This is a genomic window from Deinococcus frigens DSM 12807, assembly GCF_000701425.1.
In the GTDB taxonomy this organism is placed as follows: Bacteria; Deinococcota; Deinococci; order Deinococcales; family Deinococcaceae; genus Deinococcus; species Deinococcus frigens.
The window spans coordinates 68,609-81,290 of the sequence record NZ_JNIW01000001.1 but is presented as its reverse complement, the minus strand read 5'-3'; the positions used below and the strand labels follow the sequence as shown (position 1 = coordinate 81,290).

Below are 12,682 nucleotides of genomic sequence, written 5' to 3'. Positions count from 1 at the left end.
GCGTGTCGGTTCCTGCGGTCCAGAACAGGGGGGCGGGGATCGCCGTCGTTCGGGGCGGTCCGGTGCTCCTCGTCCGCCGCCGCGACAATGGACTGTGGGACATTCCCGGCGGCGGTGTGGCAGTGGGCGAGCACGCGCTGGACGCGGCACGGCGTGAAGTCAAGGAAGAAACCGGTCTGGACGTCACAGACGTTACACTTCTGGATGTGTTCAGTGGCCCGACTTACCAGCACATCTACCCCGACGGCAACGTGGTGGAGTGGGTCACGGCGCTGTCTCTGGCACGCGATTTTAGCGGCATGCCCACAGCGGGCGACGACGCCGGGGTGCGCTGGTGGCCGCTGATCCGGCTGCCCACAGACGTTTCTCCAGCCACCGCAGCCTATTTTGCCGCCCTGCGCGCCCACCCTGAGGCCACGCCTTGAGGGCACTGTGGGTCATCGGGGACATTCACGGCGCGTATGGCAAATTGCGGGCCACCCTGTGGCAAGCGGGCCTGATCGACTTCGATGGCGGCTGGACTGCCGCAGACGCGCACCTGGTCTTTCTGGGCGATTACGTGGACCGGGGGCCACAGGGCACCGAGGTCATCCGGCTGATCCGCAGCCTGGAAGTGCAGGCCGCCGAATTCGGGGGCGCGGTGACGGCGCTGCTGGGCAACCACGAGGTCATGCTGCTGGCGGCGCTGCTGTTTGGCCACAGCGACCTGGACGACGCGCTGGGCTTCCGCGAGTACTGGCAGAACAACGGCGGGCAGGCGCGCGACCTGGCGCTGCTGGACCCCGGCGACCTGGCCTGGCTGGAGGCCCGGCCTGCGGTGGCCCAGATCGGTTCCTGGCTGCTGGTCCACGCCGACAGCCCGATGTACCTGCGCCTGGGCGAGAGCACCGGGGCCGTCAACGCGCATGTGCGCGCCCTGTTGCTGGAGCGCGACGCCGATGCCTGGGGCGCGTTCCTGAATGCCTTTGCCGACCGCCTCGCCTTCGCGCTGAACGGCGGCGAGAAGACCGCGCGCCGGATGCTCAGGACCTTCGGGGGGGACCATCTGGCGCATGGCCACACCCCCGTCTACGTGCTGCTTGACGAGTACCTGCACGGCCCGGCGCTGGACGCGGGCGCACCGATCCTCTACGCGGACAAACTGTGCGTGGCGATGGACAGCGGCATGGCCTACCGTGACGACGCCGGATTCATCGCCCGGCTGGACGAGGACGGGATCGCCGAGGTGATCTCGAATCCGGGCGGCAGCCAATCGGACTGAGCGGAGCGGGCGTCATCAGGGCTGGCAGAGGATGAGGAGTTTTTGCGCCCTACGGCTGATGGTCCGCGTGGTCGCGGCTGGCAACACCGATCACACCCCCAAGCTCTACCCCGGACTGGGCCACAGCCTCGGCCCAGCAAAGGACATCACGCTGGACAACTTTGCCCCGACGGCGCGGGGACCGATGGACGACATGGCGGCGTGGCTGCGGGCAAGGGCGCACTGAACAGTTCCAAGCCTGGGCAAGGTCATCCTGATCAGCCACAACATGCCGCACGTCTTTGAAGTCGCAGACCGCATTCACGTTCACCGCATGGGCATGCGCGCCGCCGTGCTGAACCCCAAAAAGATCAGCATGGCCGATACGGTGTCGGTGATGACCGGGGCGCTACGGCCCGAGGACCTGAGCGCGGAGATGCTGGATCACTGAGCATCAGTGTCATGCTCAACCCGCGCCCCAGTCCGCCCCTACCTCGGCAAAACGCTCGTGCCCATCAGGTACTGATCCATGGCCCGCGCCGCCTGCCGTCCCTCGCGGATGGCCCAGACCACCAGGCTCTGCCCGCGCCGCATATCGCCCGCCGCGAAGACGCCGGGAAGGTTGGTCACGTAGCCGCCCTCTTCCTCGGTTCCGGCCATCGCATTGCCGCGCGTGTCCTTGTCGATGCCGAACGCGTCGATCACGCTGCCCACCGGACTGACAAAACCCATCGCCAGCAGCACCAGTTCCGCCGGGTGGATTTCCTCGCTGCCTTCAATTTCTTTGAGGTGACCGTCCACCAGCTCGATGCGGACGGTCTTGACCCCAGTGACCTTGCCGCCCTTGCCCACGAATTCCTTGGTGGCAATGGCAAATTCGCGGGTGACGCCCTCCTCATGGCTGGAGCTGGTGCGCAGCTTGAGGGGCCAGTAGGGCCAGACCAGCGGCTTGTTCTCATGTTCGGGCGGCTGGGGCATCACCTCGAACTGGGTCACGCCCGCCGCGCCGTGGCGGTTGCTGGTGCCGACGCAATCGCTGCCGGTGTCGCCGCCGCCGATGACGACGACGTGCTTGCCATCGGCGCGCAATTGCTTCTTGAGCCTGTCGCCCGCATTCACGCGGTTCTGGCCCGGCAGGAATTCCATGGCGTAATGCACACCGTCCAGCTCGCGGCCCGGCACCGGCAGGTCACGGGGCTGTTCTGCGCCGCCGGAGAGCAGCACGGCATCGAACTCGGCGCGCAACTCGTCCGGGGTCATGGTCTGTGTGGCGAGGTTGGTGACGGTACTTTTCTTATCCCACGCGCCCACCAGCACGCCCGTCTTGAAGGTCACGCCCTCGGCTTCCATCTGCTGTACGCGGCGGTCAATGTGGTGCTTTTCCATCTTGAAATCGGGAATGCCGTAGCGCAGCAGGCCGCCCACACGGTCATTCTTCTCGAAGACCGTCACAGCATGTCCGGCGCGGGCCAGTTGCTGCGCCGCCGCCAGCCCCGCCGGGCCGCTGCCGATCACGGCCACCGTCTTGCCCGTCTTCACCTGCGGCGGCTGCGGCCTGACCCAGCCCTCCTGCCAGGCGCGCTCAATGATCGCCAGCTCGATGGACTTGATGCCCACCGGATCGTCGCTGATGTTCAGCGTGCAGGCGGCCTCGCACGGCGCGGGGCAGATGCGGCCCGTGAACTCCGGGAAATTGTTGGTGCTGTGCAGCGTTTCGATGGCCGAGAGCCAGTCGTTCTCGTACACCAGATTGTTAAAATCGGGGATGATGTTGTTGACCGGGCAGCCGTTGTTGCAAAACGGGATGCCGCAGTCCATGCAGCGCACCGCCTGTTTCCGGGCAGAGTCGCCCGCCAGCGGCAGTACGAATTCAGCGTAATTCTTGAGGCGCGCGTCCACGGGCTGGTACTTCTCTTTGACACGGGGCTGTTCGAGGAAGCCGGTGATTTTGCTCATGGATGCCCTCCGGGCGGGTTGTGGGCTGTGGGTTGTCGGGTGTGGGGAGAGGGGGGAAACGAGGGCTTTTAGCCCCTCCCCCCTTGCGGGGGAGGCTGGGAGGGGGGAAGTTTGGCAAGTTTCCCTGCCACTAGACGAAGCAGCTCCGCCCCTCTCCATCAACCATCTACTTCGTCAACGTCCCCTGTCCGCCCTTGCGGCTCGGCCCCGTTTGCATGCTCGTCGTATCGGCGGCCTCCACGGTTCCGGGCGCGGGCTTACGAGTGGCCTGCTCCTTCAGCGCCCGCTGATATTCCAGCGGGAAGACCTTGACGAAGCGCTTGCGGGCGTTGTCCCAGTCGTCGAGGATGTCGCTGGCGATCACCGAACCCGTCCAGCGGTGATGGCTCTCGATTAAAGTACGGAGCTGGGTCTCATCGGCCTCACCGCTGTGCAGGCTGCGGGCGTCCGCGCTCTGCATCTGTTCGTCGGCGGGCTGCACCCTATGCAGGCTGACCATGCTGTGGTTGCACTTCTTCTCGAAGCTGCCGTCCTCATCGAACACGTAGGCCACGCCGCCGCTCATGCCCGCCGCGAAGTTGCGCCCGGTCTGGCCGAGTACCACCACAGTGCCGCCGGTCATGTACTCGCAGCCGTGATCGCCGGTGCCTTCCACCACGGCTTTCGCCCCGCTGAGGCGCACGGCGAAGCGCTCCCCGGCCACGCCGCGCAGGAACGCCTCGCCCGCCGTCGCGCCGTACAGGGCGGTGTTGCCGGTGATGATGTTCTGCCGCGCGTCGCCCCGGAATTCGATACTGGGGCGCACCACCACGCGCCCGCCGGACAGGCCCTTGCCCGCGTAGTCGTTGGCGTCGCCGATCAGGTACAGCGTCAGGCCCGGAGCCAGGAACGCGCCGAAGCTCTGGCCGCCGGTGCCTTCCATCTGGATAAAGACGGTCTGATCGGGCAACCCCTCGGGGCGCACGCGGATCAGCTCGCCGGACAGCATCGCGCCCACCGAGCGGTTCACGTTTCGCACGTCCTGAAGGAAATGCACCCGCTCGCCCTTCTCGATAGCGGGGCGGCACTTCTCGATCAGCACGCGGTCTAATGCACCCTCCAGGCCGTGATCCTGCGTGCCGGTGTGGCGGTGGCCCACGTCCGGCAACTCGGCGCGGAAGAACAGGCGGCTGAAGTCCAGGCCCTGCGCCTTCCAGTGTTCGATTCCGGCGCGGGTGTCCAGCAGGTCAGAGCGCCCGATCAGCTCGTCGAAGCTGCGAATGCCCAGCGAGGCCATGATGGCGCGCACTTCCTCGGCCACGAAGAAAAAGTAGTTGATGACGTGTTCAGGCTTGCCGGTGAAACGGGCACGTAGCACGGGGTCTTGAGTCGCCACCCCTACCGGGCAGGTGTTCAGGTGACACTTGCGCATCATGATGCAGCCCTGCACCACCAGCGGCGCGGTGGCAAAGCCGAATTCGTCCGCACCCAGCAGGGCGGCCACCACCACGTCGCGCCCAGTCTTGAGCTGTCCGTCGGTCTGCACCCGCACGCGGTCACGCAGGCGGTTCAGCACCAGCGTCTGCTGCGTTTCCGCCAGCCCCATTTCCCAGGGTGTCCCGGCGTGCTTGATGCTGCTCCAGGGGGACGCGCCCGTGCCGCCGTCATGCCCGGCGATGACGATGTGATCGGCCTTGCACTTGGCGACGCCCGCCGCCACCGTGCCGACGCCGACTTCCGACACCAGCTTGACGGAGATGTCGGCGCGTGGATTGACGTTCTTCAAATCGTGGATCAGTTGCTTGAGGTCTTCGATGGAATAGATGTCGTGATGCGGCGGCGGGCTGATCAATCCCACACCCGGAACGCTGTGCCGCAGGAAGCCGATGTACTCGCTGACCTTGCCGCCGGGGAGCTGTCCGCCCTCGCCGGGTTTCGCGCCCTGCGCCATCTTGATCTGGATTTGATCGGCGCTGCCCAGATAGCCCGTGGTGACGCCAAAGCGCCCGGAGGCCACCTGCTTGATCTTGGAACGCAGCGAATCGCCGGGTTCCAGCGGGTAATCCACCTCCACGCGCCGCTCCCCGTTGGCACTGACTCCCAGGATTCCGGCCAGCGTCTCGCCCTCGCCTATCGTCTCGCCGCGCAGCTCTCGCTCGTAGCGCGCCGGGTCTTCGCCGCCCTCGCCGGTGTTGGACTTGCCGCCGATGCGGTTCATGGCGACGGCCAGGGTGGTGTGCGCCTCGGTGGAGATGCTGCCCAGCGACATCGCCCCGGTAGCAAAGCGTTTGACGATCTCGGCGGCGCTCTCCACCTCCTCAATCGGCACAGGTGTCGCGCCCTCGGTCCTGAACTCGAACAGGCCGCGCAGGGTCATGTGGCGCTTGCTCTGATCGTTGATGATGCGGGCGTATTCCTCGTAGGTGCTGGCCGAACCGCTGCGGGTGGCGTGTTGCAGCTTGGCAATCGCGTCCGGCGTCCACATGTGTTCCTCGCCGCGACTGCGCCAGGCGTATTCGCCGCCCGCGTCCAGCCCGCGCGCCAGCACCGGGTCAGCGCCAAACGCCGCCGCGTGCGTCCGCAGGGCTTCCTCGGCCACCTCGAAGATGCCGATGCCGCCAATCTGCGTGGCGGTGCCCCGGAAATACTTCTCCACAAAATCGATCTGGAGGCCTATCGCCTCGAACAACTGCGCGCCGCAGTACGACATGTAGGTGCTGACGCCCATCTTGGACATGATCTTGCTCAGGCCCTTGCCGATGGCCTTGATGTAATTCCGCATGGCCTTGGCCGGGGTGATGTCGCTCAGATTGGGCATCCCCGGAATCTCGGTGTGCAGGTCGATCAGCGTTTCCAGCGCCAGATACGGGTGAATGGCCTCCGCACCGTAGCCCGCCAGCGCGGCGAAGTGGTGCACCTCGCGGGCGTCGCCCGTTTCCACCACCAGCCCGACTTTCATCCGCAGGCCCGCCTTGACCAGATGGTGATGCACGCTGGACAGCGCCAGCAGCGCCGGAATCGCCACCCGTTCCTTATCCACCCGGCGGTCAGAGATGATGATGATGTTGTGGCCGCCTTCTATGGCGTCCACCGCCCACGCGTTGATGGTGGCGATCTTGGCCTCGATGCCGCGTGCGCCCCAGTCGGCGGGATAGGTGATGTCCAGCTCGTAGGCGCTGAACTTGCCGCGCGTGTGTTCGCTGATGGAGCGGACGCGGGCCATGTCGTCGAAATCCAGGATGGGCTGCGAGACTTCCAGGCGCATCTGCGGGTTGACGGCGTTGATGTCCAGCAGGTTGGGGCGCGGCCCCACAAAGGACACCAGGCTCATGACCACCGATTCGCGGATCGGGTCAATGGGGGGATTCGTGACCTGCGCGAACAGTTGCCGGAAGTATGAGTACAGCGGCTTGCTGCGTGCCGACAGGACGGCCAGCGGCGAGTCGTTGCCCATTGAACCCAGGCCCTCCTCGCCGCTTTTCGCCATCGGTCCCATTAAAAACTTGAGGTCTTCCTGGCTGTAGCCGAACGCCTGCTGACGGTCCAGCAGCGTTTCGCTGAACGTTCCAACAGACCCCATTTCCTCCGCGTCGGCCAGCGGGACGCGGGTATTGTCCACCCACTGGCGGTATGGCTTGGCCGAGGCGTACTGCGACTTCAGTTCCTCGTCCTCGACGATCCGCCCGGCTTCCAGATCCACCATAAACATCTTTCCAGGCTGCAAGCGCCACTTCTTGACGATCCGGCTCTCGGGAATCGGCAGCACCCCGGACTCGGAGGCCAGGATCACCAGATCGTCGCGGGTCTGGATGTAGCGGGCCGGGCGCAGGCCGTTGCGGTCCAGCATCGCGCCCACCTGCCGCCCGTCCGTGAAGACCATCGCGGCGGGGCCGTCCCAGGGTTCCATGAGGGCCGCGTGGTACTCGTAAAAGGCGCGGCGGCGGTCATCGAGCAGGGGGTTGTCCTCCCAGGCTTCGGGAATCATCATCATGGCGGCGTGGGCCATCGGGTAGCCCGCCAGGGTCAGCAGCTCCAGCGCGTTGTCGAAGGTGGCGGTGTCGGACTCGCCCTCGAAGGACACCGGGTAGATCTTCTTCAGATCGTCGCCCAGCACCGGGCTGGACATGACGCCCTCACGCGCCCGCATCCAGTTGAAGTTGCCCTTGACGGTGTTGATCTCGCCGTTGTGCGCCACCATGCGGTACGGGTGTGCCAGCGGCCATTCTGGGAAGGTATTGGTGGAAAAGCGCTGATGCACGAGGGCCAGCGCCGAGACGACGGCCCCATCCTGCAAATCCAGGTAATACTCGCCCACCTGGGTTGCCAGCAGCAGGCCCTTATAGATCACTGTGCGGCATGACATGCTGGGGACGTAATATTCCGCCCCGTGCGTGAAATTCAGCGCGCGAATGGCGTTGCTGGCGCGGCGGCGGATCACGTACAGCTTGCGCTCCAGCGCGTCGGGAACCAGGGTATCTGGCCCGGCCCCGATGAAGATCTGGCGGATCACCGGCTCCTTGGCGCGCACGGTGGGACTCATGGGCATCTCGCGGTTGACGGGAACGTCGCGCCAGCCCAGCACCAGTTGGCCCTCAGCCTGCACCGCCCGCTCCAGTTCCTGCTCGCAGGCCCGGCGCGAGGCGATTTCCTTGGGCAGGAAGATCATGCCCACGCCGTAATCCCCGGCGGGGGGCAGGGTCACGTCCTGGAGCGCCATCTGCGCGCGGTAAAACTCGTCGGGAATCTGGATCAGCAGGCCCGCGCCGTCGCCCATTAAAGGATCAGCGCCCACCGCGCCCCGGTGATCGAGGTTTTCCAAGATCTTGAGGCCCTGTTCGATGATCGAGTGCTGCTTGTGGCCCTTGATGTGCGCGACAAAACCCACGCCGCAGGCGTCATGCTCGCGGCCCACGTACAGACCGTGCTGCTGCGCCGCCTCGATCTCTTCACGGGAGGGCGGCAGTGAGGGAGACCCGCCCTGCGGAGAAGTTTGAATTTGAGGCAGGGCCGGAGTGTTCCGGTCAGTGTTGTTCGGCATAGGCACGCTCCCATTTGTAGATGACTGGCCCGCCCGGCTGGAGCGGGGCTTGATGGAAATCACCATACAATGGAGCGCATTTTCATGCAGGACGTTGTTTATAACGCGCCTGGCACACAGTTAGGCTGTCGAATGCCAGGTGGCGGGCTGGAACGCCGTAGGACGCAGTGACAGCCCTGTTCCGGGATCACGGTGACGTTCAGCATTCCGGAGCGGGTTGTCAGCAAGAAGGCAGCCACGCCGAGCGGGGCCAGCGCACCTGGAAGCGTCCAGCAGACCTTCCAGCTTCGCTCAGCGCGACATTGCTTGATGATGCCTGCTCTACCGGGTGGTTTCGGTCCACCGTCGCTTTCGAGGGGAAAGGCCCATGCCCAGGACTGGACTGAACCCACTGTATTGAACCCGCTGTCCTGGCGAAACCGCAACCTGCCTGGCCTTCAGAGCGCCTCAGCTCTATAAGTCCAGCCGCTGCACGCTGCTGCCGGCCACACTTTTCGTCACCAGCAGGCGGCTGGGCAGGCGTTCGGACAGGCTTTCCACATGGGTGACGATGCCCACCATGCGGCCCTGGGTTCGCAGGCTCTCCAGGGCGCTGGCCACGGCTTCCAGCGCCTGCGGGTCCAGGGTGCCGAAACCCTCGTCCAGAAACAGTGCGCCCAGAATCTTGTTGCCCGCCAGGTAGTCGCTCAGGGCAATCGCCAGCGACAGGGAGGCCAGGAAGGTCTCGCCGCCCGACAAGGTCCTGACGCCGCGCACCTCGCCCGCGTTCCACAGGTCCTGGACCACGTAATCGCCGCCTTGCAGCGCCAGACGGTAGCGCCCGTCGCTGATCTCGTGCAGCAGCAGTCCCGCGCGGGTCAGCAGTTGGGCTTCCACCTCGGCCAGCAGGAATTGCTGGAATTCGTTGGCCTTTAAAGAATTGGTCAGCGTCTGCCAGGTGTCGAAGGTGCGGGCGGCCCCGGCGGCCTGCGTTTCGATCTCCGCCTTGCGGGTCAGGCGTTCGCGTCCGGCGCGTTCCTGCTCGGCCAGGCTTCCGGCGCGTTCGCGAGCGGCGCTCAGGGCGGCGTCGGTGGCCGTCAGGTCGCGGCTAAGTTGCGACAGTTCCGCCGGATCGAAGGGGGCCGCGCCGAGCTGGCGTTCCAGTTCGGCCAGGGCCTCGGCCAGTTGCGCCCGCTGGGCGGCCTGGGTCTGGGCGGCCTCCTCCAGCGCGGCGATGTCGTGTTCGGGCAACGCGGCAGCGCGGGCCTGGGCGGCGTCCATTTTTAATCCGGCGAGCGAAGAATCCAGCGCCGTCCGCGCCTCCGAGAAATCAATCTCCCGGCCCGCCGAGGCGTTCTGGGCCGCCGCCAGCGTGGCATTGGCCGCCGCCAGATCGCCCGCCGCGCGGGACAGGGCCGCGCCCGCCTCCTGCACGCGCTTGCGGATGGCCGTGACCTCGTTCAGAAGCTGGCGGCGTTTTCCAGCGGGGTCCGTGCCTGCCGCGCGCACCCGCCCCGCCAGTCCGGCCAGCAGGCGCAGCGCCTCGGTCTGGGGATCGCCGATGACCAGCGTCTCAGCCGCCCGCAGATTGACTTCGCGCTGCTGGGTGGCCTCCTGCCAGTTGCGGTTCTCGGCCTCCTTGTCGGCCAGCCAGGTCTTGCGGGCGTTCAGGGCGGCGCGCAGGTCGCTGAAGCGGGTGCGGCGCTCGTCCTGGGTGGCGCTCAGAATCTTGACCTGATCCTGTGCGGCTCCCAGATCGGCATGCGGGGCGTCGGGCAGTTCGCGCACTTCCTGCAAACACAGCGGGCAGTCCTCGCCCAGATGCAGGTGCGTGCGGTACGAGGCCAGCCCGGAGGTGAGGCGGGCTTCTTCCAGCGCCTTTTGCGCGGCTTCCAAATTCGCCCTGGCTTCCGTTCCCTCGCGCCTGACGCGCTCCAGCTCTGCCGTTTCCTGCGTCTGTGCCGTTTCCTCGGCCTTGAAGCGGGCCAGCGCCGAGTTCAGGCCCAGCCGCTCGGCCTCGATCTGCACGCGCTCCTGCCTGTTCTTCTCGGCCTTTTCCGCTCCGGCGCGGGCCACCAGAAAGGCGTCCTCGTCCCACTCCAGCGGCTGCGCGTGGGTGGTCTGGGGCGTGCCGCCGGAGCGTTTCAGGCGGGCGGCGTCGGTCTCGGCCTCGCGCAGGTTGTCGGCGCGGGCTTCCAGCTCGGGGATACCTGCCTCGGCTTCCTGCGCGGAGTCCAGATTGGTCTGAGCGGCCCCGGCAGCGCGGCTGGCCCCGGTGGCGGCCCCCTGCGCCCCGGCCAGCGCACGGGCCTCGCGTTCGGCGGCAATCCGGGCGCGTTCGGCGGCGTCCAGCAGGGGCAGCACCCCGGCCACCCGGCGGGCCTGCACCGCCCGCACTGCACCGGCCTGCACCCCGGCGGCGCGGGCGTCCAGCGTGGCCAGGCGGCGGCCCGTGTCCTCGCGCGCCTTCCAGACCTTTTCGGTCTCGCGCAAGCGGGCCTGGCTGTTCTGCAAAGCCTCCAGGCGGTCCCGCAGCCCCTCGGCGTCGGCGTCGGTGCGCTCGCGCTCGGCACGCAGGTTCGTTACGGCCTCTGCCGTCACATCTGCGTATTCGTTTTCCAGCACGCTGTTCAGGCTGAGTGCGCGGTGTTTCAAGTCCCTGGCACGGTCAGAGGCGACGCGCTGCATGGCGGCGACGTGTTCCAGCCCCGTCAACTCGCCCAGAATGGCCTGCCGCTCCTTGCCGCTGCCGTGCAGCAGGCGTGCAAATTCCCCCTGCGGCAGCATCACACTGCGGGTGAAATTCTTGAAGGTCAGCCCCACCACCGTCTGGATGCGCTCGTTGACGCCCTTCACGCCGCCGTCGCTGAGGTTGGCCCAGCGCCCGTCCTCATCTCTACGCTCGAAACGCACCTCGTTCTCGGCCTGCTTGCGGCCCTTGGTGCGCGAGGCGCGGTAGGTCACGCCCCCCGTCTCGAAGGTCAGGCCCACGCTCATGCCGCGCTCGCCCTGCGAGATCAGCGCGTCCAGCCCGGACCCGCCCAGCCGCTCGGTATGCCCGTACAGCGCAAAGGTCATGGCGTCCAGCAGGCTGGATTTGCCGCTGCCTGTCGGCCCCACCAGGGCGAACAGTTCCAGATCGCCAAAGTCCAGCTCGGTGAACTGGCGGAAGGCGGTGAAGCCCTGGACTTCCAGGCGGAGGGGCTTCACTGGTGGGCCTGGGGGGGTTTAAGGGTTGAGAGTTGATGGTTGATGGAAACAGCGCTGTTCTCCATCAACCATCTCCCTTCTCCTTTCAACCCTCTCACGCCACTTCCTCCGTCCGGGCTGCCTCGTCCGCTTCCTTGAACGCCGCGCGCAAGTCATCGGGCAACTCGCCGCGCCGCTCGCGGTAGTACTGCTCGTAGAGCTGGGTCAGGCTCAGGCCCTCGCGCTTCAGTTCGGGCAGGGCCAGGTCTTCCTGGGTGGCCTCCAGGTCCACCGCCAGGGTGTTGGGGGCCAGCTTCAGCACGCGGTCTTTCAGGCCGGGCAGGGCGGTGCCGCTGGGGGCGCGCACGACAACTTTCAGCAGGCCGTCAAAGTCGCCAAGCGCTTTGATCCGGGCCTCAACGCTGTCCAGATCGGCGCGCAGGGTCTTCAATTCGCGGCCACTCGCCAGCGGCAGGGCGTGAACACGGGCCGGGCGTCCGGCCTCCACCTCGATCAAATTGACCTGTTTTTTCTCGCCGCCCTCGCCGAAATCCAGTTGAATGATGCTGCCGGGATAGCACGCCAGCGGGGCCTCTGAAATCTGCTGGGGCTTGTGGATGTGGCCCAGCGCCACGTACTGCGCGCCGGGCGGCAGTTGCAGGCCCGAGAGCGTGTAGGCGTTGGTCAGGTCAAATTGCAGCGTGCGTTCGGAGCCGCTGGGCACCGCGCCGTCCATCGTCGCGTGGGCCATCAGCATATTCACGCTGCCCGCGCGGAAGCCCTCGCCCAGGCGGCGCAAAAAGAAGCCCATGCCCTCGCGGTATTTCTGCCGCCACGCGCCGGTGTCGCTGCCCAGCAGGTCCGCCGCCTTGACCAGCCGCCGCTCGGACAGGTAGGGCAGCGCGCCCACGGTCAGGGTCTCGCCGCCTTTGGTTTCAATCGTCCGCACCATGTCCTGCGGGTTGCTGCTGGGCTGGGCCACCGCCTGAATCCCCACCCAGCCCAGCAGGCCCGTGACCGACTCCAGCCGCGCGGAACTGTCGTGGTTCCCGGCGATGATGATGCCCGGAATGCCCGCGTCGCGCAGACGCAAAAAGAAGTCGAACACGGCGGCCTCGGCGTCTGCCGACGGGTTGCCGGTGTCGAACAGGTCGCCGGACACCAGCACGGCGTCGGCGCGTTCGCTGCGGGCCAGCGCGGCGATCTCGATTAACGCCTCGTGGATTTCAGGGGTCCGGTCATAGCCACGCAGGTTGCGGCCCGCATGGAAATCAGCGGTGTGAAGTACGCGCATAGCGGAA

Annotated in this window: 8 protein-coding genes; 4 read left to right on the top strand and 4 right to left on the bottom strand. The window is 66.6% G+C overall.

Features of this window, described 5'->3' with window-relative positions; genetic code table 11:
* The first annotated feature begins 2 nt into the window (after nt 1-2).
* The 4 genes from Q322_RS0100350 to Q322_RS22075 are packed head-to-tail and all read left to right on the top strand — an operon-like array spanning nt 3 to nt 1,691.
* Nucleotides 3-425, top strand: a complete 423-nt coding sequence (locus Q322_RS0100350; RefSeq protein ID WP_029474808.1) for an NUDIX domain-containing protein — start codon at nt 3-5, stop codon at nt 423-425.
* Nucleotides 422-1,261, top strand: coding sequence for a metallophosphoesterase (locus Q322_RS0100345; RefSeq protein WP_029474806.1), 840 nt, complete (start codon nt 422-424; stop codon nt 1,259-1,261). The genes Q322_RS0100350 and Q322_RS0100345 overlap by 4 nt, the downstream gene beginning before the upstream one ends.
* A 58-nt stretch (nt 1,262-1,319) precedes the next feature.
* Nucleotides 1,320-1,487, top strand: a complete 168-nt coding sequence (locus Q322_RS22930) for a hypothetical protein (protein WP_156952803.1) — start codon at nt 1,320-1,322, stop codon at nt 1,485-1,487.
* A gap of 42 nt (nt 1,488-1,529) precedes the next feature.
* Entirely contained in the window at nt 1,530-1,691 is a 162-nt protein-coding gene (locus Q322_RS22075) for a hypothetical protein (RefSeq protein WP_245593088.1), read from the top strand.
* 38 nt (nt 1,692-1,729) lie between these two features.
* Here Q322_RS22075 and Q322_RS0100330 read toward each other — a convergent pair whose 3' ends face one another.
* The 4 genes from Q322_RS0100330 to Q322_RS0100315 all read right to left on the bottom strand — a co-directional run bounded on the left by Q322_RS0100330 (nt 1,730) and on the right by Q322_RS0100315 (nt 12,675).
* Complete coding sequence (locus Q322_RS0100330; RefSeq protein ID WP_029474802.1) at nt 1,730-3,196, bottom strand: glutamate synthase subunit beta; 1,467 nt, start codon at nt 3,194-3,196, stop codon at nt 1,730-1,732.
* Between the two features lie 166 nt (nt 3,197-3,362).
* Nucleotides 3,363-8,213 (bottom strand): glutamate synthase-related protein, encoded by a 4,851-nt coding sequence (locus Q322_RS0100325; protein WP_029474800.1) that lies wholly within the window; start codon nt 8,211-8,213, stop codon nt 3,363-3,365.
* A 453-nt stretch (nt 8,214-8,666) separates the two neighbouring features.
* The gene (locus tag Q322_RS0100320; RefSeq protein WP_029474798.1) at nt 8,667-11,402 is read right to left on the bottom strand and encodes an AAA family ATPase; all 2,736 of its coding nucleotides are present in this window, start codon (nt 11,400-11,402) and stop codon (nt 8,667-8,669) included.
* A 94-nt stretch (nt 11,403-11,496) separates the two neighbouring features.
* Complete coding sequence (locus Q322_RS0100315) at nt 11,497-12,675, bottom strand: exonuclease SbcCD subunit D (protein WP_029474796.1); 1,179 nt, start codon at nt 12,673-12,675, stop codon at nt 11,497-11,499.
* Nucleotides 12,676-12,682 lie beyond the last annotated feature (7 nt).